This is a genomic window from Hydrogenophaga sp. IBVHS2, assembly GCF_002127215.1.
GTDB lineage: Bacteria > Pseudomonadota > Gammaproteobacteria > Burkholderiales > Burkholderiaceae_C > Hydrogenophaga.
In genome coordinates, this window is the sequence record NZ_NFUT01000003.1 from 53955 (window position 1) to 80024 (window position 26070).

General features: G+C 68.6%; 32 protein-coding genes and 1 tRNA gene. 12 read left to right on the forward strand and 21 right to left on the reverse strand.

The annotated features are described in order from the left end of the window. The first annotated feature begins 11 nt into the window (after window positions 1-11). Genes CAP38_RS09465 through CAP38_RS09480 form a run of 4 tightly spaced genes read left to right on the forward strand, consistent with a single transcriptional unit; the run spans window position 12 to window position 2602 of the window. On the forward strand, window positions 12-494 hold the full coding sequence (locus CAP38_RS09465) for a group 1 truncated hemoglobin (protein ID WP_086121169.1): 483 nt from the start codon (window positions 12-14) through the stop codon (window positions 492-494). Next, window positions 491-1132 (forward strand): hypothetical protein, encoded by a 642-nt coding sequence (locus tag CAP38_RS09470; protein ID WP_086121170.1) that lies wholly within the window; start codon window positions 491-493, stop codon window positions 1130-1132. The genes CAP38_RS09465 and CAP38_RS09470 overlap by 4 nt, the downstream gene beginning before the upstream one ends. Window positions 1133-1176: 44 nt before the next feature. Next, a complete protein-coding gene (locus CAP38_RS09475) occupies window positions 1177-1749 on the forward strand; it encodes an RNA polymerase sigma factor (RefSeq protein ID WP_086121171.1) in 573 nt (190 codons plus the stop codon). 10 nt (window positions 1750-1759) lie between these two features. Next, window positions 1760-2602 (forward strand): anti-sigma factor domain-containing protein, encoded by an 843-nt coding sequence (locus CAP38_RS09480; RefSeq protein WP_086121398.1) that lies wholly within the window; start codon window positions 1760-1762, stop codon window positions 2600-2602. A 4-nt stretch (window positions 2603-2606) separates the two neighbouring features. Here the strand turns inward: CAP38_RS09480 and CAP38_RS09485 are convergent, their stop codons facing one another. From CAP38_RS09485 to yaaA, 6 genes are all read right to left on the reverse strand, one after another. Continuing rightward, the gene (locus CAP38_RS09485; protein WP_086121172.1) at window positions 2607-3038 is read right to left on the reverse strand and encodes a YeeE/YedE family protein; all 432 of its coding nucleotides are present in this window, start codon (window positions 3036-3038) and stop codon (window positions 2607-2609) included. 11 nt (window positions 3039-3049) lie between these two features. Continuing rightward, entirely contained in the window at window positions 3050-3487 is a 438-nt protein-coding gene (locus tag CAP38_RS09490) for a YeeE/YedE family protein (protein ID WP_086121173.1), read from the reverse strand. Between the two features lie 3 nt (window positions 3488-3490). Further along, entirely contained in the window at window positions 3491-3808 is a 318-nt protein-coding gene (locus CAP38_RS09495) for a helix-turn-helix transcriptional regulator (protein ID WP_143435807.1), read from the reverse strand. Between the two features lie 107 nt (window positions 3809-3915). After that, window positions 3916-4779 (reverse strand): NADPH-dependent 7-cyano-7-deazaguanine reductase QueF, encoded by an 864-nt coding sequence (gene queF, locus CAP38_RS09500; protein WP_086121174.1) that lies wholly within the window; start codon window positions 4777-4779, stop codon window positions 3916-3918. Further along, window positions 4776-5624, reverse strand: a complete 849-nt coding sequence (locus CAP38_RS09505) for a 2OG-Fe(II) oxygenase (RefSeq protein ID WP_256924420.1) — start codon at window positions 5622-5624, stop codon at window positions 4776-4778. The genes queF and CAP38_RS09505 overlap by 4 nt, the downstream gene beginning before the upstream one ends. 14 nt (window positions 5625-5638) lie before the next feature. After that, window positions 5639-6415, reverse strand: coding sequence for a peroxide stress protein YaaA (gene yaaA / locus CAP38_RS09510; RefSeq protein WP_086121175.1), 777 nt, complete (start codon window positions 6413-6415; stop codon window positions 5639-5641). A gap of 140 nt (window positions 6416-6555) precedes the next feature. On the opposite strand from yaaA, the gene CAP38_RS09515 reads away from it, so the two are divergent. From CAP38_RS09515 to CAP38_RS09530, 4 genes are all read left to right on the forward strand, one after another. After that, window positions 6556-7167 (forward strand): VOC family protein, encoded by a 612-nt coding sequence (locus CAP38_RS09515; RefSeq protein ID WP_086121176.1) that lies wholly within the window; start codon window positions 6556-6558, stop codon window positions 7165-7167. Window positions 7168-7177: 10 nt separating this feature from the next. Then, window positions 7178-8938 carry an FAD-dependent oxidoreductase gene (locus tag CAP38_RS09520; RefSeq protein WP_086121177.1) on the forward strand — a complete coding sequence of 587 codons (1761 nt, stop codon included), beginning with the start codon at window positions 7178-7180 and terminating at the stop codon, window positions 8936-8938. Then, window positions 8935-9135 carry a DUF2783 domain-containing protein gene (locus tag CAP38_RS09525; RefSeq protein ID WP_086121178.1) on the forward strand — a complete coding sequence of 67 codons (201 nt, stop codon included), beginning with the start codon at window positions 8935-8937 and terminating at the stop codon, window positions 9133-9135. The genes CAP38_RS09520 and CAP38_RS09525 overlap by 4 nt, the downstream gene beginning before the upstream one ends. Before the next feature lie 105 nt (window positions 9136-9240). Beyond that, window positions 9241-12225: a valine--tRNA ligase gene (locus tag CAP38_RS09530; RefSeq protein WP_086121179.1), complete on the forward strand. Its 2985-nt coding sequence runs from the start codon at window positions 9241-9243 to the stop codon at window positions 12223-12225. Between the two features lie 24 nt (window positions 12226-12249). Here CAP38_RS09530 and CAP38_RS09535 read toward each other — a convergent pair whose 3' ends face one another. Genes CAP38_RS09535 through cysM form a run of 4 tightly spaced genes read right to left on the reverse strand, consistent with a single transcriptional unit; the run spans window position 12250 to window position 15049 of the window. After that, window positions 12250-13293 (reverse strand): D-isomer specific 2-hydroxyacid dehydrogenase family protein, encoded by a 1044-nt coding sequence (locus tag CAP38_RS09535; RefSeq protein ID WP_086121180.1) that lies wholly within the window; start codon window positions 13291-13293, stop codon window positions 12250-12252. 23 nt (window positions 13294-13316) lie between these two features. After that, a complete protein-coding gene (locus CAP38_RS09540) occupies window positions 13317-13544 on the reverse strand; it encodes a sulfurtransferase TusA family protein (protein ID WP_086121181.1) in 228 nt (75 codons plus the stop codon). Between the two features lie 48 nt (window positions 13545-13592). After that, window positions 13593-14147 carry an NUDIX domain-containing protein gene (locus tag CAP38_RS09545; protein WP_373271408.1) on the reverse strand — a complete coding sequence of 185 codons (555 nt, stop codon included), beginning with the start codon at window positions 14145-14147 and terminating at the stop codon, window positions 13593-13595. Continuing rightward, on the reverse strand, window positions 14147-15049 hold the full coding sequence (cysM, locus tag CAP38_RS09550; protein ID WP_086121183.1) for a cysteine synthase CysM: 903 nt from the start codon (window positions 15047-15049) through the stop codon (window positions 14147-14149). The genes CAP38_RS09545 and cysM overlap by 1 nt, the downstream gene beginning before the upstream one ends. Window positions 15050-15085: 36 nt before the next feature. On the opposite strand from cysM, the gene CAP38_RS09555 reads away from it, so the two are divergent. Both CAP38_RS09555 and CAP38_RS09560 read left to right on the forward strand, forming a co-directional pair. Then, a tRNA-Leu gene (locus tag CAP38_RS09555) sits at window positions 15086-15172 on the forward strand. Between the two features lie 117 nt (window positions 15173-15289). Then, the gene (locus tag CAP38_RS09560; protein WP_086121184.1) at window positions 15290-15961 is read left to right on the forward strand and encodes a helix-turn-helix domain-containing protein; all 672 of its coding nucleotides are present in this window, start codon (window positions 15290-15292) and stop codon (window positions 15959-15961) included. A gap of 1 nt (window position 15962) precedes the next feature. Here the strand turns inward: CAP38_RS09560 and CAP38_RS09565 are convergent, their stop codons facing one another. Continuing rightward, window positions 15963-16880 carry an SDR family oxidoreductase gene (locus CAP38_RS09565; protein ID WP_086121185.1) on the reverse strand — a complete coding sequence of 306 codons (918 nt, stop codon included), beginning with the start codon at window positions 16878-16880 and terminating at the stop codon, window positions 15963-15965. Between the two features lie 52 nt (window positions 16881-16932). On the opposite strand from CAP38_RS09565, the gene CAP38_RS09570 reads away from it, so the two are divergent. Beyond that, window positions 16933-17961: a CDP-6-deoxy-delta-3,4-glucoseen reductase gene (locus CAP38_RS09570; RefSeq protein WP_086121186.1), complete on the forward strand. Its 1029-nt coding sequence runs from the start codon at window positions 16933-16935 to the stop codon at window positions 17959-17961. Window positions 17962-17971: 10 nt separating this feature from the next. On the opposite strand, the gene CAP38_RS09575 is transcribed toward CAP38_RS09570, so the two are convergent. The 5 genes from CAP38_RS09575 to CAP38_RS09595 are packed head-to-tail and all read right to left on the reverse strand — an operon-like array spanning window position 17972 to window position 22093. Then, a complete protein-coding gene (locus tag CAP38_RS09575; RefSeq protein ID WP_086121187.1) occupies window positions 17972-18595 on the reverse strand; it encodes an SCO family protein in 624 nt (207 codons plus the stop codon). Further along, entirely contained in the window at window positions 18595-19512 is a 918-nt protein-coding gene (gene cyoE, locus CAP38_RS09580) for a heme o synthase (protein WP_086121188.1), read from the reverse strand. Before cyoE ends, CAP38_RS09575 begins: the two co-directional genes overlap by 1 nt. Then, window positions 19509-20660, reverse strand: coding sequence for a heme A synthase (locus CAP38_RS09585; protein ID WP_086121189.1), 1152 nt, complete (start codon window positions 20658-20660; stop codon window positions 19509-19511). Before CAP38_RS09585 ends, cyoE begins: the two co-directional genes overlap by 4 nt. Before the next feature lies 1 nt (window position 20661). Beyond that, entirely contained in the window at window positions 20662-21342 is a 681-nt protein-coding gene (locus tag CAP38_RS09590; protein WP_086121190.1) for a hypothetical protein, read from the reverse strand. Then, window positions 21323-22093 carry an SURF1 family protein gene (locus CAP38_RS09595; protein ID WP_086121191.1) on the reverse strand — a complete coding sequence of 257 codons (771 nt, stop codon included), beginning with the start codon at window positions 22091-22093 and terminating at the stop codon, window positions 21323-21325. The genes CAP38_RS09590 and CAP38_RS09595 overlap by 20 nt, the downstream gene beginning before the upstream one ends. Before the next feature lie 47 nt (window positions 22094-22140). On the opposite strand from CAP38_RS09595, the gene CAP38_RS09600 reads away from it, so the two are divergent. Next, a complete protein-coding gene (locus tag CAP38_RS09600; protein WP_086121192.1) occupies window positions 22141-22389 on the forward strand; it encodes a twin transmembrane helix small protein in 249 nt (82 codons plus the stop codon). A 96-nt stretch (window positions 22390-22485) separates the two neighbouring features. Here CAP38_RS09600 and CAP38_RS09605 read toward each other — a convergent pair whose 3' ends face one another. From CAP38_RS09605 to ctaD, 5 genes are read right to left on the reverse strand one after another with little or no spacing between them, the layout of a single operon-like run. Then, window positions 22486-23367 (reverse strand): cytochrome c oxidase subunit 3, encoded by an 882-nt coding sequence (locus CAP38_RS09605; protein ID WP_086121193.1) that lies wholly within the window; start codon window positions 23365-23367, stop codon window positions 22486-22488. Between the two features lie 55 nt (window positions 23368-23422). Then, the gene (locus CAP38_RS09610; RefSeq protein ID WP_306297699.1) at window positions 23423-23593 is read right to left on the reverse strand and encodes a DUF2970 domain-containing protein; all 171 of its coding nucleotides are present in this window, start codon (window positions 23591-23593) and stop codon (window positions 23423-23425) included. A gap of 29 nt (window positions 23594-23622) precedes the next feature. Beyond that, a complete protein-coding gene (locus CAP38_RS09615) occupies window positions 23623-24252 on the reverse strand; it encodes a cytochrome c oxidase assembly protein (RefSeq protein WP_086121195.1) in 630 nt (209 codons plus the stop codon). A 23-nt stretch (window positions 24253-24275) separates the two neighbouring features. Then, window positions 24276-24386, reverse strand: a complete 111-nt coding sequence (locus CAP38_RS15435) for a cytochrome oxidase small assembly protein (RefSeq protein ID WP_218776576.1) — start codon at window positions 24384-24386, stop codon at window positions 24276-24278. A 22-nt stretch (window positions 24387-24408) separates the two neighbouring features. Further along, window positions 24409-26028, reverse strand: a complete 1620-nt coding sequence (gene ctaD, locus CAP38_RS09620; RefSeq protein WP_086121196.1) for a cytochrome c oxidase subunit I — start codon at window positions 26026-26028, stop codon at window positions 24409-24411. Window positions 26029-26070: the final 42 nt, after the last annotated feature.

The following is a 26070-nucleotide window of genomic DNA, read 5'->3' on the forward strand; positions in this document are numbered from 1 at the left end:
AAGGATTCCCCATGAAGACCCTGATGGCATCGATTGCCCTGACCTGCTCCGCCCTGGCCGCCGGCACCTGCCTGGCGCAGACCGCTGCGACGCGCCCCGCCCCGTCGGACGCCAGCGCCTACCCGGTCGCTCCCGCCCCCGGTCTGTACCAGGCCTTCGGCGAGCAGCAAGGACTGCGCACGCTGATGGACGATTTCGTGAAACGGCTCAAGGCCGACACGCGCATCGGCGACCAGTTCCGCGACACCAACGCCGACGCACTGGCCCAGTCGCTCACCCTGCAGCTGTGCCAGCTCTCGGGTGGCCCGTGCACCTACAAGGGCCCCGACATGAAGACCGCCCACCGCAACATGGACATCACCAAGGCGCACTTCAATGCGCTGGTGGAGGTGCTGCAGGACGCCATGAATGCACGCGGCATTCCCTTCACCCGGCAGAACCAGATGCTGGCGCTGCTGGCCCCCATGTACCGCGACACCATCACCCGGCCATGAAGGCACTTCACCGCCTGTGGTGGCTGGCGCTGTGCCTGCCCGCGTCGGTGTGGGCCGGCACGGTCCAGGTCACGGTGCTGGCCCGTGACGGACAGCCGCTGACCGATGCCGTGGTGACCGTGGAGCCGTCGGGCCCACGGGCGGCATCGCCGGCCCCGACCCCGGTGACCATCCGCCAGGAAGGGCTGGCCTTCGTGCCGGCCCTCACCGTGGTGCCGGCGGGCTCCCGGGTCACCTTCACCAACCTGGACCGCTTCGAGCACCATGTGCGCGGCACCACCGGCAACCCGCTGCAGGGCAGCGAACGCAGCGAGGGTTTCGAGCTGCGCATGGGCGGTCGGGTGGAGGGCCAGGCACCGCCGGCAGCCTCGGTGGTGGTCAACGAAGCCGGCCCGGTCCGGCTGGGCTGCCATCTGCACGGCTCCATGCGGGGCGCCATCTATGTGACCGACTCGCCCTGGGTGGCCCGCACCGATGCGCAAGGCCGCATCACGCTGGAAAACGTGCCCGACGGAGCGGCCACGGTGCGCGTGTGGCACCCGGATCAGCTGATCGACACAGCGGCCCGGCAGATCACGGTGGTCAGCGTCACGCCGGTGCAGTTCGACACCCCGATCCAGCCCCGGCGCAGGCGGTGAAAGCCCGGGTCGGACCTGACGCCCGCACCCCCCACAATCCGGGCATGAACTCCGACCCCGACGTGCACCTGCTGTCCCTCATCGACCGTGTGGCAGCCCAGGACGAAGCCGCCCTGCGGCAGCTCTACGACGCCACCGCCGCCAAGCTCTACGGCCTGGCGTTGCGGGTGGTGGGCAAGCCCGAGTGGGCCGAAGACTGCCTGCAGGACACCTTCCTGCAGGTGTGGCGCTCGGCCGCCGATTACCGGGCCAGCCTGAGCCCGCCGATGGCCTGGCTGGGCATGCTGGTGCGCAGCCGATCGCTCGACCTGCTGCGGCGGGCGCAGGCGCAACGGCAGTCGCAGACCGACGAGATCGACGACCATATGGCGGACACGCTCGCCGGCGACTCGCCCGACCCGTCGGACACCACCCTGGCCAGCCAGCAGGCCTGGGCCCTGCACCAGTGCCTGGGTCGGCTGGACCACAAGCAGCGCGAGGTGATCAGCCTGGCCTACCTGCGCGATCTGAGCCACACCGAACTCGCCACCCAGCTCAGCCTGCCGCTGGGTACCGTGAAGACCTGGATCCGCCGGGGTCTGGACCAGCTGCGCCAGTGCATGGCGCGCTGGCATTGAGGAGATGCCCATGAACATCGCACGACACCCCGAACTGCTGGACCGCCTGGCCGCAGCCTGGGCGCTGGGCACGCTGCAGGGCGGGGCACGGCGCCGCTTCGAGCAGGCCGCCCGCGAACACCCCACGGTGCGTGCCGCTGCCCTGCTGTGGCAGGAACGCATGACCGGCATGACCGAGCTGCAGCCCGCGGTCCAGCCACCGGCCCATGTGTGGACCCGCATCGACAACCTGGTGCAGGCCGACCGGGACGCACGCACCGTGCGCCAGCGGCGCGAGGCGCCGGAACCGCGCCGGCGCCGGACGCTGTCGGCCTGGTGGCCGGGTCTCTCGCTGGCCGGCGGCCTGGCCACGGTGGCGGCCATCGGTGTGGCCTTCCAGCTCAACACCCAGCTGGGCCAGACCCGCGCCGAACTCATGGCCCGCAGCGAGGCACTGAACACCCAGGCCAGCCTGAATGCGCAGCTGCAGGGCCAGCTGGCCGGCCTGCAGCAGGAGCTCGCTGCCATGCCGCGTGCCGACTATGTGGCGGTGCTCAACGACAGCCAGGCGGGAGCGGCGGTGCTCGTCACCTTCGATCCGGTGCGACGGCAGCTGAACCTGCAGCGCGTGGGCAGCTTCCAGGAAGCCGAAGACCGCTCGCTGCAGCTCTGGGCCCTGCCGCCGGGCAGCGGGCCGAAATCGCTGGGGGTGCTCACGCGCGAACGGCTGCTGCAGCTCGCCGCGGACCCGACGGCGGTGAAGGACGTGCCCACCCTGGCCATCAGCCTGGAGCCTCGCGGCGGCGTGCCGGAGGCGGGCGGCCCGACCGGACCGGTGCTGTTCAAGGGCGCGCTGATCCAGCGCCAGATCTGAGGCCTCAGGCCGGGGCCAGCGGCCGGCCCCGGCGCTCGACGATCTCGAATACCACCATGCCGGCCAGCATGGCCAGCACGAACACCAGCGCCTTGGGCTCGCCGGCGGCCATGGACACCACGCCAGGGCCCGGGCAGAACCCGGCCAGGCCCCAGCCGACGCCGAAGGTCAGGCTGCCCAGCACCAGACGGCGGTCGATCTGCGTGGCCTTGGGCAGGTGCATGGCACCCCCCAGCACAGCGGTGGTGCGGCGGCGGGCCAGCGCGTAGGCAAAGAAGCCCACGGCAATGGCGCCGCCCATGACGAAGGCCAGCGACGGGTCCCAGGCACCCGCGAGGTCCAGGAAGCCCTGCACCTTGCCCGGGTCGGTCATGCCGGAGAGGATCAGGCCCAGACCGAAGAGCAGGCCGATCAGGAATTCGACAATGCGGCTCATGGCGCGTCCTTTCAGAGCACGTGACGGATCAGGAAGACGGTGAGGAAGCCCGCGGCCATGAAGGCCAGCGTGGCCACCAGCGAGCGCGGCGACAGGCGCGAGAGCCCGCACACCCCGTGGCCGCTGGTGCAGCCCGAGCCGTAGCGGGTGCCCACCCCCACCAGCAGGCCGGCCAGCACCACCAGGCCATAGCCCGCGTCGATGCGCGGCGCTTTCAGAAAACCTTCGGGCGCCAGCAGGCTGGCCACCAGCGGAGCGGCCAGCAGCCCGAGCACGAAGCTCAGGCGCCAGCCGGCATCACCCCGCTTCGGGGCCAGCAGCCCGCCCAGGATGCCGCTGATACCCAACACCCGGCCATTGAGCAGGATGAACAGGGCGGCGGCCAGGCCCAGCAGCAGGCCGCCGGCCAGCGAGGTCCAGGGGGTGAAATGGGTCCAGGCTATGGTCATGGATCAGGCCTCCTTGGGGCAGAACTGCTGATGAAGCACCTGCATCACGGCCAGTGCCTGCGGGCTGTCGATGCGGTAGTGGATGTGCTTGCCCTCGCGCCGGGTGGCCACCAGGGCTTCCTCGCGCAGGACGGTGAGCTGCTGCGACAGCGTGGGCTGGCGGATGCCCAGGCTTTCCTCGAGCTGGCCCACGCTCATCTCGCCTTCGGCGAGACGGCACAGGATGAGCAGGCGGTCGGGGTTGGACAGCACCTTGAGCAGGCGGCAGGCCTCGCCGGCGGCGGCCTGCATGTCGTCAATGGAGAAGGCGACGGTGTTCATGAGGGTGGAGCAACGGAGCCGGACGGGATGTCCAGGCCGTCGTCACTCTACCGACGAACAAAATATCTGTCAATATATTGTTATTGACTTATCCGATCCGCTCCGGCTCACTGGCGGGCGGTGCGCACATTGGCCGGCGGCTGCTGCGGATGGCTGCTGCGCCAGGGGTTGATGTCCAGCCCGCCCCGGCGGGTGTAACGGGCGTACACGCTCAGGCGGGCCGGCTTGCAGCGCTGCAGCACGTCCATGTAGATGCGCTCCACGCACTGCTCGTGGAATTCGTTGTGGTTGCGAAAGCTCACGATGTAGCGCAGCAGGCCTTCCTGGTCGATCTGCGGACCGCTGTAGCGGATCTGCACGCTGCCCCAGTCGGGCTGGCCGGTGACCAGGCAGTTGCTCTTGAGCAGGTGGCTGACCAGGGTCTCCTCCACCGGCTTCTCGTCGAGGGCGGCCTTGAGCAGCTCGGGCGCGGGCTGACCGTGGGTGCATTCCACATCAAGCCGATCGAGGTTGACGCCCTCGAGCTCCTGCACCGGCTCGCGGCCGAACTGCTCGGGCAGCACCAGCCGCACGCCGGCCGAGGCCTGCACCGGACCGCCCTGCCACAGGGCTGCACTGATGTCGCGGCGGATGGTGTCGCGCACCTCGTCCGCAGTCGCGAACGGGGTGTTGTTGAAGCTGTTGAGGTAGAGCTTGAACGACTTGCTCTCGACGATGTGGGTGCTCTCGCACGGCACGGTGACATGGGCGATGGCCACCTGCGGCTTGCCGCGCGGGTTGAGCCAGCTCAGCTCGAAGGCGGTCCAGAGGTCGCAGCCCATGAAGGGGATGGCACCGGTGATGCCGATCTCGTGCCGCTTGGGCGCCCGCGGCAGCGGGAACAGCAGCGAGGCATCGTAGCGGTCGGTGTAGGTGCTGGTCTTGCCCAGCTGGGATTGCTCGGGCGTGAGCCGGGAAGGATCGAGGTTCATGTGAATTCGCGTTCGCGCAGCCACTTGGTGGCCACCCATTTCTCGCCCTCGATCACCGGAGCGCCGCCGTGCAGCGTGCGGGTGGACGGGTGCGGCCGGTCGTAGCTGAAAAACACCGCATTGCCGCGCACCGGCGCCACCTGCAGCCCCACGTCGGGGAAGGTGGTAGCACCGCCGCGCGCCGGCTCGTTGAGGTACATCACCAGCGTGGCCAGACGCTGGCCCCCGCGGCGCAGGATGGTGGGCGTGCCGGGCTCGTCGGGGTCGAAATAGTCGTAGTGCGGCTTGTACTCGGCACCGGGCCGGTAGTGCAGCACCTGGATGCCCTCGCCGTGCGACACCGGCCACTGGCACAGGCGCGCAATGCGTTCTTCCAGGGCCGTCACCTCGGGCGTCTGGCCGCGCTGGAAGAACATGCCGCTGCTGGTGCGGTCGGCATTGACCTCTTCGCCGCCGGTGCGGGTCTCGACGGTGCGCGATCGGGCCAGGGCCGGTCGGGCCGATTCGATGAGCGCGTCGCACTCGCGGCCCGACAGCAGGTTGCCCAGCACCACCACCTGCGGGTGGTTCAGGCTCACCACGATGTCGACCCAGCGATCGCCAGCGTCCACCCGCAGCGGCGAGGCGGTGAGATCGATGGCGGGCAGGCGGCCGGCCGGCAGGGTGGCGGTGGCTGCCGCCGGCTCGGGGGGCATGGTGGCCAGCACGCCGGCCAGGGCCTGCCGGGCCACGGCCTCGTCCCAGCCGGACGCCAGCATGGCCGCCACCACCTGGGGTTCGTCGAAGCCGGCGCGCAGCTGGGCCACCAGCCATTCGCGCAGTTCGGGGGTGACCGGTTGCGTCAGCACGGGCACGATCCTCAGGCCTTGGCCTCGCGGCGGAACACCAGGCGGTCCGGCTCGGAAGCCGCCGGCACGAAGCGGTAGCCCTCCAGGTCGAATCCCTGCAGCTGCTCGGGCTGGCTGGCGCGGTGGGTCACGGCCCAGCGCACCATCAGGCCGCGCGCCCGCTTGGCCATGAAGCTGATGACCTTGTAGCCATCGCCCTTGCGCTCCTCGAACACGCAGGTGACCACGCGCGGCACCAGGGCCTTGCGGTCGACCGCCTTGAAGTACTCCTCGCTCGCCAGGTTGACGATCACCGGCGTGCGGTCGGCCGCCGCGCGTTCGTTCAGGTAGCGGGCAATGCGGTCGCCCCAGTACTGGTAGAGGTTGCTGCCGCGCTCGGTCTTGAGCCGGGTGCCCATCTCCAGCCGGTAGGGCTGCATCCAGTCCAGCGGGCGCAGCACGCCATAGAGGCCGCTGAGGATGCACAGGTGCTCCTGCAGCCAGGCCAGATCGGCCTCGGGGAGGTTGCGGGCGTCCAGCCCGCCGTACACGTCGCCGTCGAAAGCCAGCACCGCCTGGCGCGAGTTGCTGGCCGAAAAGCGCGGCTGCCAGGCCTGGTAGCGCGCCACGTTCAGGCCGGCCAGCGGGTCGGACAGGTCCATGAGGCTGGCGATTTCCTGCGGCGATTTCTCGCGCAGCACGCTGATCAGGCCCTGCGCTTCCTTCACGAACAGCGGCTGGGTGTGGGTGGTGACGCCGAGCGGGGTGTCGTAGTCGAGGGCCTTGGCCGGCGAGATCAGGAACAGCATGGAAGGAATGGGGGTGTGCGGGTGTTCCCGGATTATCGCGAAGGGCGCCGGCCGGCATCCCGACCATGGCATTCGGAATTTCGATTTGGTGAATGCATTACGCAATGGTAAATTCCGGCATCGCCTGTCAGGAGACCTCCATGCCCACCGCCAGCCTGCCGCCCCCGGCCCCCATCCAGCAGCTGCACCACTACGCCTACCGGGCCCGCGACGCCGAGGAAACGCGCCAGTTCTACGAGGACATCCTGGGCCTGCCGCTCTACCACATCATCCAGAGCGACTTCGTGCCCAGCACCGGCGAATACTGCCCCTACACCCACTTCTTCTTCCGCCTGCAGGACGGCTCCTTCATCGCCTTCTTCGACCTCGGCGACGACCAGGCCGCCGAACCCAGCCCCAACACGCCGAAGTGGGTCAACCACATCAGCTTCCGGGTGAACACGGTCGAGGAGCTGGAAGCCACCAAGGCCCGGCTGCAGGCGCACGGCGTGGAGGTGCTGGGCGTGACCGACCACCACATCTTCAAGAGCATCTACTTCTTCGACCCCAACGGCATCCGGCTCGAACTCACCGCGCAACTGGCCGACGAGTTCCAGATGCTCACCGAGAGCAGGACGGCGCACGCCCGCCTGGCCGAGTGGAATGCCCGCAAGGAGCAGTGGCGCCGGGAGCGCGCCGCCGGCCAGGCCACCGCGCCGCTCAAGCCGCAGCAGAACGACCGTCCCGAAGTGGCCGCCCGCGCGCAGGGCTGAAGGCACCGCCATGAGCTACCGCGACCCGGCCCACACCAACGGCTACGAGTTCACCCAGGGCAGTGGCTACACCCTGCCCGAATACCCCTTCGTGCCCCCGCCCGAACTGCGGGGCGAGGCCCCCGGGCGCTACCCGGTCGTCATCGTCGGCGCCGGCATCACCGGCCTCACCCTGGCCTGCTCGCTGGCCCGCCTGGGCGTGGCCGCCGTGGTGCTCGACGAGGACAACACCGTGGGGGTGAAGGGCGCGTCGTCGCGCGGCATCTGCTACACCCAGAAGTCGCTGGAGATCTTCGATCGCCTCGGCATCTACGAACGCATCGCTGCCAAGGGCGTGCAGTGGAGCGTGGGCCGCACCTTCGCCGGCGAGCACGAGGTCTACCGCTTCGACCTGCGCCAGCAGGGCGGCTTCGGCTTGAGCGCGCAGCCGCCCTTCATCAACATCCAGCAGTTCTACATCGAGGGCTTTCTGGTCGAGCGCATCCAGGAGCTGGGCCATGTCGACCTGCGCTGGCGCAACCGGCTGACCGCCTTCGAGCAACAGGCCGACCACGCGGTGCTGACGGTGGAGACCCCGGCCGGCAGCTACACCCTGCAGGCCAGCCATGTGGTGGACGCCACCGGCTCGCACAGCCCGCTGCGCCGCTGGCTCGACGTGCCCTTCACCGGCAAGCGCGGTGACGACCGCTGGTGCATTGCCGACGTGCGCTTTACCAACCGCCCGCCGCAGGAACGGCACACCTGGATCGAAGCCCCCTTCAACGACGACCGCGCGGTGTGGCAGCACCTGATGGCCGACGATGTGTGGCGCATCGACTACCAGATGGCCCCCGACAGCGACGCGGCCTACGTGAGCCGCGAGGACGTGGTGCGCGAACGCCTGGCGCGCCAGTTCGGCCCCGATGCGCAGGTGGAGGTGGTGTGGGTCGGGCCGTATGCCTACCGCAACGAATGCGTGCACGCCATGCGGCACGGCCGGGTGTTCTTCATGGGCGACTCGGCCAAGATCGTCAGCCCCTTCGGTGCGCGCGGCGGCAACACCGGCGTGGCCGATGCCGACAACCTGGCCTGGAAGCTGGCCCTGGTGCTGCAGGGCCGCGCCAGCCCGGCCCTGCTGGAGAGCTTCAACGACGAACGCCTGGAGGCCGCCCAGGAAAACGTGCGCGTGACCAGCCGCACCGCCCGCTTCCTGCGACCGGCCGACGGCATCGAGCGCACCTTCCGCACCGCCGCCATCGGCCTGGCCCGCGACCATGCCTTCGCACGGCCGCTCATCAACACCGGCCGCATGGCCGTGGCCAACCCCTACACCCGCTCGCGCTGCGTGACGGGCCGCCCCGGCAGTGCCGCCGGCCGCTCGACCCAGAACGTGGTGCTGCAGTGGGCCGACGGGCAGCCTGGCGAGCTGCACGACCTGCTGGCCTGGGCCGGCAGCGATCTGCTGCTGCTGGTGTTCGGTCCGCAGCCCCCGGCCTCCCTGCAGCGCGTGCGCCAGCTCGGCAGCCATGCGCCGCTGCGGTCGGTGCAGGTGCTCGGGCCGCGCGAGCGGGGCGGCGCCGTGGAGCAGGTGCGCGACCCCAAAGCCCACCTGCGCGCCACCTGCACGCTGGATGGCGCCCCCCCGCCCGGCTGGGCCCTGGTGCGGCCCGATGGCTACCTGGCCGCCACCGGCAGCCGCATCGACGGCTCGCTGGTGCAGGCGCTCGAACGGGCGCTGGGCCTGCGCGAACCCCTGTCCACTTCTGCCATCGCCACCCAGGTCTCCGCATGAACCACCCTGCCCTGCAAGCCACCCCGCAGTGGGAAGACGCCGACGCCTTCTACGAGCAGCTGCTGGACGCCCACGCCGGCCTCAGTGCCGAAGACTCGGCCCTGCTCAACGCCCGGCTGATCCTGGTGCTGGCGCACCAGATCGGCCGGCGCGACGTGCTGACCGCCTGCATCGAGGCCGCGCGCCTGCCGGGCTGAGCCCCGGCCGCCCCGGCGAACACCGGGGGGCACCGTAAAATCGGGCGCTTCCCCGAACACCACCGACGGCATCCTGCGGGATGCCGTCGCCACTCTGGCGCCCCCATGACCGACACCGTGAACCAGCCCGGCCTGGCATCCCTGGCCAAATCGTTCGAGCCCGCCCCGCTGGAGGCCCGCTGGGGCCCTGAATGGGAACGCCGCGGCTACGGCCGCGCCGGCCACCGGGGCACGGGCGAGCCGAAGGCCGGGCAGCCGGGATTCGCCATCCAGCTGCCGCCGCCCAACGTCACCGGCACGCTGCACATGGGTCATGCGTTCAACCAGACCATCATGGACAGCCTCACCCGCTACCACCGCATGCTGGGCGCCAACACGGTCTGGGTGCCGGGCACCGACCACGCCGGCATCGCCACCCAGATCGTGGTGGAGCGCCAGCTGCAGGAACAGGGCATCACCCGCCACGACCTCGGCCGTGAAGCCTTCACCGCCAAGGTGTGGGAGTGGAAGGAAAAGAGCGGCAACACCATCACCACCCAGATGCGCCGCATGGGCGACAGCGTGGACTGGAGCCGCGAGTACTTCACCATGGACGAGAAGCTCTCGTCGGTGGTGACCGACACCTTCGTGCGCCTGTACCAGCAGGGGCTGATCTACCGCGGCAAGCGGCTGGTGAACTGGGATCCGGTGCTCAAGACCGCGGTGAGCGACCTCGAGGTGGAGAGCGAGGAAGAAGACGGCTTCCTGTGGCACATCAGCTACCCGCTGGCCGACGGCTCGGGCGCCCTCACCGTGGCCACCACCCGGCCCGAGACCCTGCTGGGCGATGTGGCTGTCATGGTCCACCCCGAGGACGAGCGCTACACCCACCTGATCGGCCAGCAGGTGGTGCTGCCGCTGTGCAACCGCACCATCCCGGTGATTGCCGACGACTATGTCGACCGCGCCTTCGGCACCGGCGTGGTCAAGGTCACCCCGGCGCACGACCACAACGACTACGCCGTGGGCCTGCGCCACCGGCTGCCCGTCATCGGCGTGCTGGCGCTGGACGCCAGCATCAACGACCACGCCCCCGAGAAGTACCGGGGCATGGACCGCTTCAAAGCCCGCAAGGCCGTGGTGGCCGACCTGGAAGCCGCCGGCCTGCTGGTGGAGACCAAGAAGCACAAGCTCATGGTGCCGCGCTGCGCCCGCACCGGCCAGGTGGTCGAGCCCATGCTCACCGATCAGTGGTTCGTGGCCATGACGAAGGTCAGCGAGCAGGACCCCACCGGCAAGAGCATCGCGCAGAAAGCCATCGACGCGGTGCAGTCCGGCGAGGTGAAGTTCGTGCCCGAGAACTGGGTCAACACCTACAACCAGTGGATGAACAACATCCAGGACTGGTGCATCAGCCGCCAGCTCTGGTGGGGCCACCAGATCCCGGCCTGGTACACCGAAGATGGTCAGGTCATCGTCGCCCGCAACGAAGCCGAAGCCCAGGCCCAGGCCCCGGGCAAGACGCTCACGCGCGACCCTGACGTGCTCGACACCTGGTACTCCAGCGCCCTGGTCCCGTTCAGCACCATGGGCTGGCCCGAAGCGGCGGGCGGCATGGGCGCCGGAAAGGGCGATTTGGTGAGCGCAGCGAACATGAGCCCGTCCGGCGACGATGCCGTCCGCCGCTTCGGGCCAGCCAGCACCACCGACTACGACCTGTACCTGCCCAGCACGGTGCTGGTCACCGGCTACGACATCATCTTCTTCTGGGTCGCCCGGATGATCATGATGACCACCCACTTCACCGGCCGCGTGCCCTTCCGCCACGTCTACATCCACGGCCTGGTGCGCGACGCCCAGGGCCGCAAGATGAGCAAGAGCGAAGGCAATGTGCTCGACCCGGTCGACCTCATCGACGGCATCGCCCTGGCCCCGCTGCTCGACAAGCGCACCACCGGCCTGCGCAAGCCCGAGACCGCCCCGCGCGTGCGCAAGGACACCGAAAAGGAATTCCCCGAGGGCATCCCGGCCTACGGCGCCGACGCCCTGCGCTTCACCTTCGCCGCGCTGGCCTCGCTGGGCCGCAGCATCAATTTCGACAGCAAGCGCTGCGAGGGTTACCGCAACTTCTGCAACAAGCTCTGGAACGCCACCCGCTTCGTGCTCATGAACTGCGAAGGCCACGACTGCGGCCTGATGGAGCACACCAAGGAGCAGTGCCAGCCCGGTGGCCCGGCGCACGGTTACATGCACTTCAGCCAGGCCGACCGCTGGATCGCCTCGCTGCTGCAGAAGACCGAGGCCGAAGTGGCCAGGGGCTTTGCCGAATACCGCCTGGACCATGTGGCCAACGCCATCTACGACTTCGTGTGGAACGAGTTCTGCGACTGGTACCTGGAGATCGCCAAGGTCCAGATCCAGACCGGTGACCTGGCCCGGCAGCGCGCCACCCGCCGCACCCTGATCCGCACGCTCGAAGCCATCCTGCGACTGGCCCACCCGGTCATCCCCTTCATCACCGAGGAGCTCTGGCAGAAGGTGGCCCCGGTGGCCGGCGTGCTGCCGGCCGATGCCGACCCGGCGGGCGTGTCGGTGAGCGTGGCGCGTTACCCCGAGGCCCAGCCGTCCAAGATCGACGAAGCCGCGATCGCGCACGTCGCCCGCCTGAAGTCGCTGGTGGATGCCTGCCGCAACCTGCGCGGCGAGATGGGCGTGTCGCCGGCCCAGCGCCTGCCGCTGTACGCCGTGGGCGATGCCGACTTCATGCGCGAGGCCGCACCGGTGCTGCAGGCCCTGGCCAAGCTGTCCGAGGTGAAGGTGTTCGACGACGAGGCCGCCTGGGCCGCTGCCGCGCAGGCCGCGCCGGTGGCGGTGGTGGGCAGCACCCGCCTGTGCCTGTTCATGGAAATCGACGTGGCGGCCGAGAAGCTGCGCCTGGGCAAGGAAGCCACGCGGCTGGAAGGCGAGATCACCAAGGCCCAGGGCAAGCTGGGCAACGAGTCTTTCGTGGCGCGCGCGCCGGCGGCGGTCATCGATCAGGAGCGTCAGCGCCTGGCCGACTTCACCGCCACCCTGGCCAAGGTCCGCGAGCAGCTGGCCCGCCTGGGCTGACAGGCCGCACGCGGCCCTGGGCGATCAGGGCAGCTGCATGTCCAGCGCACCCCATTGCGAGGGCGACAGGTTCTGCGGGTCGCTGCCACCGGGGTAACGCTCACGGTCCAGCGGCATGAACTCGCTGCTCACCGTGGGTTCGCGGCGGGCCGCTTCCGGCGCCAGGGTTTCGTGGATGCGGTGCACCAGGTACCAGCTCGCCCGCATCTTGGCTTCGCGGGTGTGCGAGCCCAGCCGGGGCGTGAGGTGCAGGTGCGCGATGCCGTGCAGCACGCTGCCCGGCGCCGCGAACTGCGGGCCCGCGCCGTCGAGCATCATGGCGTCGATGCGGCCATCGGTCAGCGCCAGCGCCAGGGCTTCGGCGTCGAACAGCGAGCCCCGGCTGATGCCCACCCACAGCTGCCCCGGCTTGCAGTGGTTGAGCAGCCGCTCATTGATCCAGCCGTTGAAGCGGGGCGCGTGGATCATCTGCAGGGTGATGGCATCCGAGCGCTCCAGCAGGTCCTGCACCGGCACCGCCTCCACGCCCAGGCGGTCCCATACATCGGCCGCATGGTGCACCGCCGGGTCGTAACCGACGAGCTTGACGCCCAGGCAGCCCAGCATGGGGGCCAGCGCATGGGCCACCGGCGACAGACCCAGCAGGCCGATGGTGCTGCCACCGATCTCGCGGCCCAGCCGCACCTCCGACAGACGCCGACCCAGCAACGCGCTGACCATGCCGCGCCGGTACAGCATCAGCAGGCCGTAGAGGATGTATTCGGCGTTCGAGCGCACCGTGGCGCTGCGCGCCTGCAGCACCCGGATGTTGCGTCGGGCGCAGTCGTCCAGATCGATGTTGCCGCTCGACATCTGCAGACGGCCCACCACCTCCAGGCGGGGCGCAGCATCCAGCATGTGGCGGGTCACCACCACATGGGTGGGAAGCACCACGGCGCGCGCCTGCGCCATGGCCTTGATGAGGCCGGCCGGATCGTCGGCCAGCTCGGGGATGTAGGTGACCGCGTGCCGCTGACGCAACCACTCCAGGGCCTCGGGCACCAGAGGATCGACCAGCAGGACTTCCATGGCGCCGGAAAGACAGGCCGCGATCAGCGGCGTTTGAGCACGCTGATGTGTTCGCCGTTGACGGTTTCCTGCAGCACCAGCAGGTTGCCGGTCTGCTTGGCAAAGGCCTGGAAGTCGCGCACCGAACCCGAGTCGGTGGCCACCACCTTGAGGGTCTGGCCGCTGAGCATGTCGGCCAGGGCCTTCTTGGCCTTGAGGATGGGCAGCGGGCAGTTCAGGCCCCGGGCGTCGAGTTCTTTGTCAGCGGTCATGGCCAGGATCGGGTGGGGGTTCGGATACAGGTAGGAAGTATGCAAATTTTACGTTGGCTCGGCCCGCGGCGCCTCATCCAGGAAAACCGGTTCGATCCCGCGTGACTTCAGCCACGCTGCCAGGGCCAGCCCGGTGCCGGCGCGCCAGCAGCGCACCTTCTCGGGCGGCAGCAGGCGGTGCTCGGAGAGTTCGGGCGAGAGCTTCACCGTGCCATGGGCCACCGCGTGGTACGTGACGATCACCTGGTTCATGCGCTGGAAATCGTGCACCCCGACCAGGCTGAGCCGGCTGACCTGCAGCGAGGTTTCCTCGGCAATCTCGCGGCGGATGCCGTCTTCCGGGCTCTCGCCAGCCTCCATGAAGCCGGTGATCAGCCCGAAAAAGCGCCCCGGCCATGCGGCATTGCGCGCCAGCAGCACCTGGCCGTCGAGTTCGACGATCGCCGCCAGCACCGGCGTGGGGTTGTTCCAGTGGGTGAAGCCGCAGGCGGCGCAGCGCAGCCGCTGCACCAGGCCGCCGTCCTCCTGCCGGGCGAGCAGCCCCAGCGGGCCGGCGCACATCGGACAGAACCGGTATGTGGCGGCGCCGGCGGTCATCGCCATCAGGCCGGGAACACGCCGGTGGACAGGTAGCGGTCGCCCCGGTCGCAGACGATGAAGACGATGGTGGCGTTCTCCTCGCGGGCAGCGATCTGCTGCGCCACCCAGCAGGCCCCCGCCGCCGAGATGCCGGCAAAGATGCCCTCTTCCCGCGCCATGCGCCGGGCGGTCTCCTCGGCATCGGCCTGGGTCACGTAGACCAGCTCGTCCACCGTGCTGGGGTCGTAGATCTTGGGCAGGTACTCCTGCGGCCATTTGCGGATGCCCGGAATGCGGGAACCTTCGCTGGGCTGCGCACCGACGATGCGGATGGCCGGGTTCTTTTCCTTCAGGAACCGCGAGACACCCGTGATGGTGCCGGTGGTGCCCATGGCACTCACGAAGTGGGTGACGCGGCCCCCGGTCTGCTCCCAGATCTCGGGGCCGGTGGTCTCGTAGTGCACACGCGGGTTGTCGGCATTGGCGAACTGGTCGAGCACCCGGCCCTTGCCCTCGGCCTGCATGCGCTCGGCCAGGTCGCGGGCCGACTCCATGCCGCCGCTCTTGGGCGTGAGGATGAGTTCGGCACCGAACGCCTTCATGGTCTGGGCGCGCTCGATGGACAGGTCCTCCGGCATGATCAGCACCATGCGGTAACCCTTGATGGCCGCCGCCATGGCCAGCGCGATGCCGGTGTTGCCCGAGGTGGCCTCGATCAGGGTGTCGCCGGGACGGATGTCGCCCCGCTCTTCGGCCCGCCGGATCATGGACAGCGCCGGCCGGTCCTTCACCGATCCGGCCGGGTTGTTGCCCTCGAGCTTGCCCAGGATGACGTTGCCCCGGGCGGCATTGTCCCGGGCTCCCATGCGCTGCAGCGCAACCAGCGGCGTGCGGCCGACGGCGTCTTCGATGGTGGGGTATTGCATGGCGTCACTGTGCCATAATTTCCGGTTGCCCCTTCTGCCGGAGTGGCGAAATTGGTAGACGCAGCAGACTCAAAATCTGCCGGTGGCGACACCGTACCGGTTCGATTCCGGTCTCCGGCACCAGCCCGACACAGCCCCGTCGTCGCCTGGAACGCTCCCCGCCCCCTTCTCACTAACGGATGACCAGCCAATCACGGCCGTGACCCTCTGGAACACGGGCGCATTGTCATCATCCTGCCTGTGAAAACCTTAGCCCAACGTGTCAAATACGCCCGCGAGCAACGAGGCTGGACGCAGAGCCAGCTGGCCGTTGCGGCCGGCCTCAGCCAGGGAACCATAGGCAACATCGAGTCGGGTGCACGGCAGGCGCGGGGCAGCCTGCCCCAGATCGCCGAGGCGCTGGGCGTCGAACACAAGTGGCTCTCGCTGGGCATGGGCAATCCCTGGAAGACACGGGAACTGCCGGTGGCCTATCTGGTCGGCACGCCGGGCTCCAACGTGCAGGCCATCAGCCGGGTCAGGCTGCGTCTGCACGGAGGTTCACCGCAGGTGTCCATCGACACCGACGATGCCGACACCTCGCCGATCGCGCTGTCCAAGGTCTGGCTGGAAGCCCGCCAGCTCGATGCCCGGCGCCTGCTCGCCATGCGCGTGGCCCTGGCCGGCATGGAACCCAGCCTGATCGAGGGCGACACCATCATCATCAGCCTGGTGCACACGGATCCGCAGGACGGCAGCGTCTATGCCGTCAATTACGAGGGCGAACTGGTGTTCCGCCGGCTGGTGCGGGACGGCGGCCTGTGGTGGATGTACGCCGACAACCCCGACCAGGCCCGCTTTCCGCGCAAGACCTTCGACGAACGCGCTTTGCTGATCGGGCGGGTGGTGCACAAGCTCACCGACCACATCTGAATCAGGCGGAGGCGAGCCCCTCGCGCACCGTGGGGTAGCGCAGGCGCAGCCGCAGTTCGGTGCGCAGGCGGTCGTTGCGCAGCCGGCGCGACTCGCTCATGAAGCTCAGCAGCATCAGCGGCAGCTGTTCGCGGGCCGTGTCCCGGGGCACACGGGGTGGGCGCGGCAGGCCGTACAGGTCGGCCGCCAGGTCGTAGTAGTCGCCCATCATCAGATCGGAATCGTCCACCACATTGATGTTGCGCTGCGGCCGCCCGCGCCACAGGGCCAGCCGGCAGGCCCGGGCCAGATCGTCGGCGTGGATGTGGTTGGTAAAGACGTCATCAGCGCGCTGCAGCACCGGGGTGCCGCGCAACAGGCGCTCGCGGGGCGTGCCGCCCGGGCGGTCCGGCGCGTAGATGCCGGGGATGCGCAGCACGGTGGTGCGGGCACCGGTCATGCGGCCGAAGCCGTGCACCGAGGCTTCGGCGTCGACCCGGCGCCAGGCGCGTGGCGTGAGCGGTGCGCAGGGGGTGGACTCGTCGGTCCAGCGGCCTTGCCGGTCGCCATAGACGCCGGTGGTGGAGCCATAGACCAGCGCAGCCGGCGCGCTGCGTTGCATCAGGGCCCGCACCAGCTCGCGGCTGCGGGGATCACGTCGCCAGTCGTTCGCCTCGCCCGGCGGCGGCGCCAGGTGCAGCACCCGGGTCGCCAGACCCGCCAGCCGTGCCACGCTGCGGCGCTCGTCGAGGTTGCCCACCAGCGGCGTGATGCCCAGGCGGCGCAGCGCGGGCACGCGCCCGGGGCTGGAGGTCAGGGCCATCAACCGGACCGGCCGACCCTGCAGGTCGCGGGCCACCCGCTGGCCCACGTCGCCACAGCCGATGATGAGGATGCGTTCGCGCCGGAAGCGGGCGGGCAATGCGCCGTACAGACTCATGCGGATTCGGGATTTGCGACAATGCGCGGTTGTTTTTTCGAGGACCGTCAGTATGACATTCACCGTCACCGTGCAGCCCAGCGGGCGCCAGTTCAACGCCATGGACCAGGAGACGCTGCTGGCCGCCGGCATCCGCCAGGGCATCGGGCTGCCCTATGGCTGCAAGGACGGCGCCTGCGGGTCCTGCAAGTGCCGGCTGATCGAGGGCACGGTGGTGCACGGCCCGCACCAGAGCAAGGCGCTGTCGGCCGACGAGGAGGCCGCCGGCTTCATCCTGACCTGCTGCGGCGTGCCGCAGGGCGATGTGGTGATCGAGTCGCGCCAGGTGACCGAGGTGGGGGCGTTCCCGATCAAGAAGATGCCGGCGCGCGTGAGCAGCCTGGAGCGGGCATCGCACGACGTGATCGTCATGAAGCTGCAGCTGCCGGCCAGCGACACCTTCCAGTACCGTGCCGGCCAGTACGTGGAGTTCATCCTGCGCGACGGCGACCGCCGCAGCTATTCCATGGCCAATGCGCCCCACACCCAGGCCGAAGCCCCGGTGCTGGAGCTGCACCTGCGCCACATGCCCGGCGGCAAGTTCACCGACCATGTGTTCACGAACATGAAGGAGAAGGAGATCCTGCGCATCGAGGGCCCCTTCGGCAGCTTCTTCCTGCGCGAGGAAAGCGAACGGCCCATGGTGCTGCTGGCCTCGGGCACCGGCTTCGCGCCCATCAAGGCCATCATCGAACACATGCGGTTCAAGGGCATCCAGCGGCCGGCCACGCTCTACTGGGGCGGTCGCCGTCCGGCCGACCTGTACCAGCAGGCCTGGATCGAGGCCCAGCTGGCCGCCCTGCCGAACCTGCGCTATGTGCCGGTGGTGTCGGACGCCCTGCCCGAGGACGGCTGGACCGGCCGCACCGGTTTCGTCCACCGCGCGGTGCTGGAAGACCAGCCGGACCTGTCCGGCTTCGAGGTCTACGCCTGCGGCGCGCCCATCGTGGTGGAATCGGCCCGGCGCGACTATGTGGCGGCTGGCCTGGCCGAGGAACTCTTCTACGCCGACTCGTTCACGAGCGCGGCCGACAAGGCCTGATCAGGCCCGATCAGGCAGACACCAGCAGCTGCTTCACGTCGGCGATCAGCCCCTGCACACCGCTGCCGTAGCGGTGGTAGAGGCGGATGCGGCCCTGCGGGTCGTACACGTAGGTGCCGGCGGAGTGGTCCATGGTGTAGCTGGTGGGCGTCTTGCCCTCGACCTTCTTGTAGTAGATCTTGAAGCTCTTGGCCACCTCGGGCAGCCGGTCCAGCGGCGCCTGCAGGGCCAGAAAGCTCGGATCGAAGCTGGCCATGTACTCCTTCATGATCTCGGGCGTGTCGCGCTCGGGATCGACGCTGATGAAGATGCCCTGCACGCGGTCGCCATCGGCACCCAGGGCCTGCTTGACCTGGGCGATCTCGGTCAGCGTGGTCGGGCACACATCCGGGCACTGGGTGAAGCCGAAGAACACCAGCACCACCTTGCCCTTGAAGTCGGCCAGGGTGCGCCGCTGGCCGAACTGGTCGGCCAGGTCGAAACCGGTGGCGTAGTCGGCACCGGTGATGTCGATGCCGGCAAAGGCGGGCGCGCTGTCCTTGCCTTCCGAACAGGCCGCCAGCAGGGCGGTGGCCAGCGCGGCGGCCAGCAGGCTGCGGCGTCGGGGATGGGCTTGAGGTGCCAAGTCTTTCATCAGAATCCTCGGGGCAGGTAGTGGTCGATCAGCAGCGCGGCAAACAGCAGCGACAGGTGGATCAACGAGAAGCGGAAGGTCTTGCGGGCCAGCGCATCGGAATAGTCGCGCCATAGCTTCCAGGCGTAGGCGCAGAAGCCGGCATTGAGCAGCACGGCGGCCACCAGATAGAACCAGCCGCTCATGCGCATCATGAAGGGCATGAGGCAGGCCGCGAACAGCACGAAGGTGTAGAGCAGGATCTGCAGCCGGGTGAAGTCGGAGCCGTGGGTGACCGGCAGCATGGGCAGGCCGGAGCGGCGGTAGTCCTCCACCCGGTAAAGCGCCAGGGCCCAGAAGTGCGGCGGCGTCCACAGGAAGATGATGAGGAACAGGATCAGCGACTCGGGCGCCACCACGTTGGTCATGGCGGTCCAGCCCAGCACCGGCGGCATGGCACCCGAGGCGCCGCCGATCACGATGTTCTGCGGCGTCAGCGGCTTGAGCACCACGGTGTAGATGACGGCGTAACCCACGAAGGTGGCGAAGGTCAGCCACATGGTCAGCGGATTGACCGCCCAGTACAGCAGGGCCGAACCGGCGCCGCACAGCACGGCCGAGAAGCTCAGGGTCTGCACATTGGTGAGCTCGCCCTTGGCGGTGGGGCGCCACGCGGTGCGCTTCATGCGGGCGTCGATGTGCTGCTCCACCACGCAGTTGAAGGCCGCCGCGGCCCCGGCCACCAGCCAGATGCCCAGGCAGGCCACGGCGGCCAGCTGCACCTGGGCCCAGGTGGGCACGCCGGGAACGGCCAGCACCATGCCGATGAGGGCACAGAACACGATGAGCTGCACCACGCGCGGCTTGGTCAGGGCGTAGAACTGCCGCCAGGTGGATGGCAGCGCCACGGCAGCGGAAGGGGAAGAGGCAGAACTCATCGGACAGATCGGGACAGGTGCAGGGGGGCGTTGACGGCCTCGGGCAGCGAACGGCTCTGGGCCAGCGCGCCGGTGAACAGCACCACCAGCGCCGCAGCGCCGCCGGTGTGGCTGACGGCGGCCAGCAGCGGCCAGTCCAGCACCACGTTGGTCAGACCGGTGAGGAACTGCAGGGCACACAGCGCCACCACGCCCCGGGCAAAGCCCTGCAGGCCGGGCACGCGCCACAGCTTCCAGGCCACGGCCAGCAGGGCGGCGAACACCACCCAGGCGCTCAGGCGGTGCACATAGTGGATGGCGGTGAGTGCCGCGAAGGTGATGGTGTCGCCGTCGCGCTCGGTGCCCAGCTCGCGCCACAGCGTGAAGCCTTCGCGGAAGTCCATGGGTGGCCACCAGCTGCCCTGGCAGGTCGGGAACTCGTTGCAGGCCAGAACGGCGTAGTTGGTGCTGACCCAGCCGCCCAGGGCGATCTGCAGCCACAGCAGCGCGAAGGCGGCCATCATGCCCAGGCGCAGTCGAGAGGGCAGTTCCACGGGACCGCGCGAAGCAGGATCGGCCAGCGCATAGGCCACCGACTGCGCCCGCAGCAGTGCCAGCAGCACCAGCCCGCCCAGCAGGTGCAGGGTCACGATGGCCGGGAACAGTTTCATGGTCACGGTCAGGGCGCCGAAGGCCCCTTGCAGGCAGACCCAGAACAGGGTGAAGGCCGGCCACACCCAGTGCACCGCCAGCCGGCGCCGCTGCATCCAGCTGCCCACCGCCAGCACGATGATCAGCACGCCCACCGTGGTGGCCAGGTAGCGGTGGATCATCTCGATCCAGGCCTTGGAGAAGGTCACCGGACCAGTGGGCATGGCCTGCTGGGCCGCCGAGATGTCGGCATGCGCCCCGATGGGACTGGCCGCGCCATAACAACCCGGCCAGTCGGGGCAGCCCAGACCGGAGTCGGTCAGGCGGGTGAAGGCGCCGAACAGCACCAGATCGAAGGTGATGAACAGCGTGACCAGCGTGAGCGTGCGCAGCCGTGTGGCCGGTTCGGCACGGCGGTTGCGCAGCCACACCCAGGCCAGCGGGCCGATGGCGAGCAGCACGCCCAGCAGCATCAGGCGGGCGATGGGGGCCAGGTCGTACAGCGGCTGGGTTTCCATGTCAGGATCCTCCCCGTCCCGGCCGATCCCAGAACGACGAGGCCCGCAGCAGGCGGTCCAGGTCCCGCTTGGCGCGCTTGGGGTCGATGTCGGCCGGGAAGCGCATCATCCAGTTGCCGATGGGGTCGACCACGTACAGGTGGTCCTCGAGGCGTTGACCCGGCGCCGGCTCCAGCCACCGGGCCAGCTCGTCGGCCGGCACCTGCAGCACGGTGGCCGCGGCGGTGGCCTGGGCGAGCGCGGGCTCGAGCGGGGCGTCACCGGTGCGCAGCCAGACCCAGTCCAGGCGATCCTTCTCGCGGCCCAGGGTCTCGCGCAGCTGGCGCTGCAGGTACAGGTGCTTCTGGCAGGCCTCGTTGCAGGCGGTGTCGGCCACGCTGATCAGCAGCCACTGGTCCTTGAGCGAGCTCAGGGCCACGGGTCGGCCCTGCACGTCGATGCCCTGCCACGACGGCAAGGCCCGCTGCGGCTGGATGAGTTCGCCGTAGTTGCGACGTCCTTCCGGCCGGATGACGTAGTAGGTGAGATACGACGCGATCACCGGCGACGCGCACACCAGCAGCAGCGCGATCATCTTCCAGCGGCCGCGTCGGGTGGCGGCCGCCGAGACGGTGCTGGCCTGGTCCGGCGTGGGCAGGCTGTGCACGGTCATGGTCAGGGGTTCATCGGGCGTCTGGGCCATGGGAGTTGCGCTTTCGGCGGGGAAGAAGGATCTGGAACCAGAGGTAGAGCAGGACAAGCAGCGTGCTGAGCGAAAACCACTGGAAGGCGTATCCGTGGTGACGCGAGACATCGACCGCCGGCGCCGGCCAGTCGCGCAGCAGGCCGTCGTCGGAGGCGTTGGTCTGCTGCACCGACAGCGGCAGCAGGTTCAGGCCGGTCTCCAGGGCGAACCCGGGAAGGTCGATATTTTGCCGGATCACCCCGGGCGCCGCCTCGCCCAGCTGGTAAAGCTGGGCCGGCGGCGGGGCCAGCCGGCCCTCGATGCGGACCGTGCCGTCGGGGGTGGGCACATCGGGCACCCGGGTGCGATCCTGAAAGTCGCGCAGCACCCAGCCCCGCTGCACCAGGATCACCCGCTCGCTGCCCTCGATGCGCAGCGGCATGACATGGAAGAAGCCCGTGCGCCCCCCCATCTGGCGGTTGTCCAGAAAGACCTGGGCCTGGGGCACCCAACGACCGGTCAGTACCACGTTGCGGTGATGGGCCTCGGTCACCGCCCTCGCCTCCTGTCCGCCAACCCCCGCCAGCAGCGCGGCGTTGTCCCACGATGGCAGGGAAGCGCGCTCGGCCATGCGGGCCTGCAGAGCAATCTTCTGCTCGGCCCGGTTCAGTTGCCAGCGCCCCAGCGAGGCGGTGGCCAACACGGCCAGCAAAGTGGCCACGGTGACGATCCAGAAGCGCAGGCGACGGCGGCCCAGGGTCTCAGCCATGTCCGACCCCGGTGGTGGGCGGCTGGGGCAGATCGATAATCGGTCCCATGAAATATCTGGTCATCGTGGCTTTCGTGGCCATCATCGGTTCGCTGGCGGCAGCGCTGTACTTCATGATGCGCGGCGGCCGTGTGGCCGGCCCCGACGAGGACCCGCAAGCGGCCCCGCCGCCCACCAACCACATGGCGCGGGCGCTGGCATTCCGTGTCGGGTTCTCGATCGTGCTGTTCATCGTGGTGCTGGTGAGCTGGCGGATGGGATGGATTCAGCCCACCGGGGTTCCCATGGGCCGTTGAGCAACGCGGACCTGAACAGAAAAAAAGCGCCTCGCGGCGCTTTTTTTGTGGGGAACACGCGGGGCTGGACGGGGCGCGCAGCGCGCCCCTGCCGCATCACATCCAGTAGACCAGGATGTACAGGCCCAGCCACACCACGTCCACGAAGTGCCAGTACCAGGCGGCGCCTTCGAAACCGAAGTGGCGCTCCTTGGTGAAGTGGCCCTTCTGCAGACGCAGGGTGATGAACAGCAGCATCAGCATGCCGACGAACACGTGGAAGCCGTGGAAGCCGGTGAGCATGAAGAAGGTCGAACCGAAGATGCCGGAGTTCAGCTTGAGGTTCAGGTCGGTGTAGGCGTGGTAGTACTCGTAGCCCTGCACGATCAGGAAGATCACACCCAGCAGCACCGTCATCCACATGAAGGCGATGGTCTTGCCCCGGTTGCCGACCTGCAGGGCATGATGGGCGATGGTCAGGGTGACGCCGGAGGTCAGCAGCAGTGCGGTGTTGATGGTGGGCAGCCAGAACGGGCCCATGGTCTGGAACGGCTCCACGATGCCGGCCGGCGAGGCGGTGGCACCCGCCTGCACGCTCGGCCACACGGCCGAGAAGTCGGGCCAGATCAGGGAGTTCTCGATGCCGCCCAGTGCCGGCACCGAGTGGGTGCGGGCCCACCACAGCGCGGTGAAGAAGGCGCCGAAGAACATCACTTCCGAGAAGATGAACCAGCTCATGCTCCAGCGGTACGAGAGGTCGATCTTGCGGCCGTAGAGGCCGGCTTCGCTCTCGTGCACCGAATCACGGAACCACTGGAACAGCACGATCAGCCAGAAGGCCAGACCGAAGGCCAGCGAATAGGCACCCCACTGGACGCCGTTGACCCACTGGCCGGCACCCAGGATCACGAAGAAGAGGCCGATGGACGACATCACCGGATGCCGCGAGGGTCCGGGGACAAAGTAGTACGGCGTCGAACCGTGGGTTGCTGCTGACATGCTCACTCCTGTAAGTCTTGCGGATCGGTTTGTTATGAATGCGGGGGCGGGGGTCTCAGCCGGCGATCCAGTTCACCAGCAGGATCAGACCCGCCACGAACAGGAAGGCCATCACCACCCCGACCGCCATCAGGTGCAGCGGATTGAGGCGGGCGACGTCTTCCTGGAAATCGGTTCGGCGGCGCACGCCCAGAAAGCCCCACAGCACGGCCTTGACCGTTGCCACGAGGCTGCCCGGGCGTTGCACCGGCGTGCTCACACAGCCCCCTTGACGGCTGCGGGTGCGGCGGCCTTGGGCACGGACGTGTTCACCTGGGACAGCCCGCTCTGCGGCGCCGCCGGCACCTTGCCGCCCACCTCGAAGAAGGTGTAGGACAAGGTGATGGTGGTCACATCCTTGGGCAGGCGCGGGTCGATGACGAACGCCACCGGCCACTCCTTCTTCTCGCCCGGCGCCAGGGTGTACTGCGTGAAGCAGAAGCACTCCAGCTTGTTGAAATGGTTGCCCGCCTGACGCGGGGCATAGCTCGGGATGGCCTGGGCGGCCATGGTCCGGTTCTGGATGTTCTGGAACTCGTAGACCACCGTGGTGAGTTCACCCGGGTGGACCTGCAGGGAGCGCACGGCCGGCTTGAAGTCCCAGGGCCCGCGGACATTGGTGTCGAACTCCACCGTGATGGTGCGGGTGCGGTCCACCTGGGTGTTGGCCGGCAGGCTGGGGGCGGCTCCAGGCACCCGACGCTCGCTGATGGCCAGCACGTTGATGCCCAGGGCCTCGCAGATGTGGCGGTAGATCGGCACCAGCGCATAGCCGAAGGCGAACATGCCCAGCGCGATCACGCTGAGCTTGCCCACGATCTTGAGGTTTTCGCGTCGGAGTCCCACGGGGAGCTTTCTGTCGGTTGGATTCAGCGCCCGAACAGCACGAACTTGGCCACGAAGCCCAGGAAGAAGACGGCCGCCACCGACGCCAGGATCAGGCCCAGGCGGCGGTTCTGCTGTTTCTGGTCAGGTGTCATGTTCGTGCGGGCCGGATGGGGGTCAGCCGATCACCTTGGTGGCGGTGGCGTCCAGCTTGGGCGGGTTCTCGAAGGTGTGGAACGGGGCCGGCGACGGCACTTCCCACTCCAGGCCTTCGGCGCCTTCCCAGGGCTTCTGGGGGGCGGGCTCGCCCTTGCCCATCATGGCGGGCAACACCACGGCCAGGAAGAAGTAGACCTGGGCGAAGCCGAAGAAGAAGGCACCCACCGACGCGATCATGTTGAAGTCGGCGAACTGCATGGGGTAGTCGGCGTAGCGACGCGGCATGCCGGCCAGACCCAGGAAGTGCATCGGGAAGAAGGTGACGTTGAAGGAGATCATCGACCACCAGAAGTGGATCTTGCCGCGGGTCTCGCTGTACATCACGCCGGTCCACTTGGGCAGCCAGTAGTAGATGCCCGAGAACATGGCGAACAGCGAGCCGGCCACCAGCACGTAGTGGAAGTGGGCCACCACGTAGTAGGTGTCCTGCATCTGGATGTCGATCGGCGCGACCGACAGGATCAGACCGGTGAAACCACCGATGGTGAACACGAAGATGAAGCCCACGGCCCACAGCATCGGGGTCTCGAAGGTCATCGAGCCCTTCCACATGGTCGCGATCCAGTTGAAGATCTTCACGCCCGTGGGCACGGCGATCAACATCGTGGAGTACATGAAGAACAGCTGACCCGTGACCGGCATGCCGGTGGTGAACATGTGGTGCGCCCACACGACAAAGGACAGGATGGCAATGGAGCCGGTGGCGTACACCATGGAAGCGTAGCCAAACAGCTTCTTGCGCGAGAACGCCGGCACGACCTGGCTCACGATGCCGAAGGCAGGCAGGATCATGATGTAGACCTCGGGGTGGCCGAAGAACCAGAAGATGTGCTGGTACATCACCGGGTCGCCGCCGCCGGCGGGGTTGAAGAAGGTGGTGCCGAAGTGGCGATCCGTCAGCGTCATGGTGATGGCGCCGGCCAGCACGGGCATCACGGCGATCAGCAGGTAGGCGGTGATCAGCCAGGTCCAGCAGAACATCGGCATCTTCATCAGCGTCATGCCGGGCGCGCGCATGTTCAGGATGGTCACGATGATGTTGATCGAGCCCATGATGGACGATGCGCCCAGGATGTGCATGGCGAAGATGGCGGCGTCCATGGACGGACCCATCTGCAGCGTCAGCGGGGCGTACAGCGTCCAGCCGGCAGCGGGTGCGCCGCCAGGCATGAAGAAGGAGCCCGCCAGGATCAGGGCCGCCGGGATCATCAGCCAGAAGCTGAAGTTGTTCATCCGGGCGAAGGCCATGTCGGATGCGCCGATCTGCAGCGGGATCATCCAGTTCGCGAAGCCCACGAAGGCCGGCATGATGGCGCCGAACACCATGATCAGGCCGTGCATGGTGGTGAGCTGGTTGAACAGCTGCGGGTTCACCAGCTGCAGGCCGGGCTGGAACAGCTCGGCACGGATGCCCAGGGCCAGCACGCCGCCGATCATCAGCATGACGAAGGAGAACAGCAGGTACAGGGTACCGATGTCCTTGTGGTTGGTGGCGAACACCCAGCGGCGCCAGCCCGTGGGGGCGTGGTGGTCGTGGTCGTGTCCGTGCGCGTCGTGGTGGTCGAGAACTGCACTCATGGTCGTTTCCTCAGGGGGGTCTCAATCGTGAAAACGGTGCCG

Bases quoted from the DNA above. Each gene is read 5' to 3' on its own strand.
- CAP38_RS09465 (WP_086121169.1), top strand. From the start codon at position 12: ATGAAGACCCTGATGGCATCGATTGCCCTGACCTGCTCCGCCCTGGCC.
- CAP38_RS09470 (WP_086121170.1), top strand. From the start codon at position 491: ATGAAGGCACTTCACCGCCTGTGGTGGCTGGCGCTGTGCCTGCCCGCG.
- CAP38_RS09475 (WP_086121171.1), top strand. From the start codon at position 1,177: ATGAACTCCGACCCCGACGTGCACCTGCTGTCCCTCATCGACCGTGTG.
- CAP38_RS09480 (WP_086121398.1), top strand. From the start codon at position 1,760: ATGAACATCGCACGACACCCCGAACTGCTGGACCGCCTGGCCGCAGCC.
- CAP38_RS09485 (WP_086121172.1), bottom strand. From the start codon at position 3,038: ATGAGCCGCATTGTCGAATTCCTGATCGGCCTGCTCTTCGGTCTGGGC.
- CAP38_RS09490 (WP_086121173.1), bottom strand. From the start codon at position 3,487: ATGACCATAGCCTGGACCCATTTCACCCCCTGGACCTCGCTGGCCGGC.
- CAP38_RS09495 (WP_143435807.1), bottom strand. From the start codon at position 3,808: ATGAACACCGTCGCCTTCTCCATTGACGACATGCAGGCCGCCGCCGGC.
- queF (WP_086121174.1), bottom strand. From the start codon at position 4,779: ATGAACCTCGATCCTTCCCGGCTCACGCCCGAGCAATCCCAGCTGGGC.
- yaaA (WP_086121175.1), bottom strand. From the start codon at position 6,415: ATGCTGTTCCTGATCTCGCCGGCCAAGGCCCTCGACTACGACACCCCG.
- CAP38_RS09515 (WP_086121176.1), top strand. From the start codon at position 6,556: ATGCCCACCGCCAGCCTGCCGCCCCCGGCCCCCATCCAGCAGCTGCAC.
- CAP38_RS09520 (WP_086121177.1), top strand. From the start codon at position 7,178: ATGAGCTACCGCGACCCGGCCCACACCAACGGCTACGAGTTCACCCAG.
- CAP38_RS09525 (WP_086121178.1), top strand. From the start codon at position 8,935: ATGAACCACCCTGCCCTGCAAGCCACCCCGCAGTGGGAAGACGCCGAC.
- CAP38_RS09530 (WP_086121179.1), top strand. From the start codon at position 9,241: ATGACCGACACCGTGAACCAGCCCGGCCTGGCATCCCTGGCCAAATCG.
- CAP38_RS09535 (WP_086121180.1), bottom strand. From the start codon at position 13,293: ATGGAAGTCCTGCTGGTCGATCCTCTGGTGCCCGAGGCCCTGGAGTGG.
- CAP38_RS09540 (WP_086121181.1), bottom strand. From the start codon at position 13,544: ATGACCGCTGACAAAGAACTCGACGCCCGGGGCCTGAACTGCCCGCTG.
- CAP38_RS09545 (WP_373271408.1), bottom strand. From the start codon at position 14,147: ATGGCGATGACCGCCGGCGCCGCCACATACCGGTTCTGTCCGATGTGC.
- cysM (WP_086121183.1), bottom strand. From the start codon at position 15,049: ATGCAATACCCCACCATCGAAGACGCCGTCGGCCGCACGCCGCTGGTT.
- CAP38_RS09565 (WP_086121185.1), bottom strand. From the start codon at position 16,880: ATGAGTCTGTACGGCGCATTGCCCGCCCGCTTCCGGCGCGAACGCATC.
- CAP38_RS09570 (WP_086121186.1), top strand. From the start codon at position 16,933: ATGACATTCACCGTCACCGTGCAGCCCAGCGGGCGCCAGTTCAACGCC.
- CAP38_RS09575 (WP_086121187.1), bottom strand. From the start codon at position 18,595: ATGAAAGACTTGGCACCTCAAGCCCATCCCCGACGCCGCAGCCTGCTG.
- cyoE (WP_086121188.1), bottom strand. From the start codon at position 19,512: ATGAGTTCTGCCTCTTCCCCTTCCGCTGCCGTGGCGCTGCCATCCACC.
- CAP38_RS09585 (WP_086121189.1), bottom strand. From the start codon at position 20,660: ATGGAAACCCAGCCGCTGTACGACCTGGCCCCCATCGCCCGCCTGATG.
- CAP38_RS09590 (WP_086121190.1), bottom strand. From the start codon at position 21,342: ATGGCCCAGACGCCCGATGAACCCCTGACCATGACCGTGCACAGCCTG.
- CAP38_RS09595 (WP_086121191.1), bottom strand. From the start codon at position 22,093: ATGGCTGAGACCCTGGGCCGCCGTCGCCTGCGCTTCTGGATCGTCACC.
- CAP38_RS09600 (WP_086121192.1), top strand. From the start codon at position 22,141: ATGAAATATCTGGTCATCGTGGCTTTCGTGGCCATCATCGGTTCGCTG.
- CAP38_RS09605 (WP_086121193.1), bottom strand. From the start codon at position 23,367: ATGTCAGCAGCAACCCACGGTTCGACGCCGTACTACTTTGTCCCCGGA.
- CAP38_RS15435 (WP_218776576.1), bottom strand. From the start codon at position 24,386: ATGACACCTGACCAGAAACAGCAGAACCGCCGCCTGGGCCTGATCCTG.
- ctaD (WP_086121196.1), bottom strand. From the start codon at position 26,028: ATGAGTGCAGTTCTCGACCACCACGACGCGCACGGACACGACCACGAC.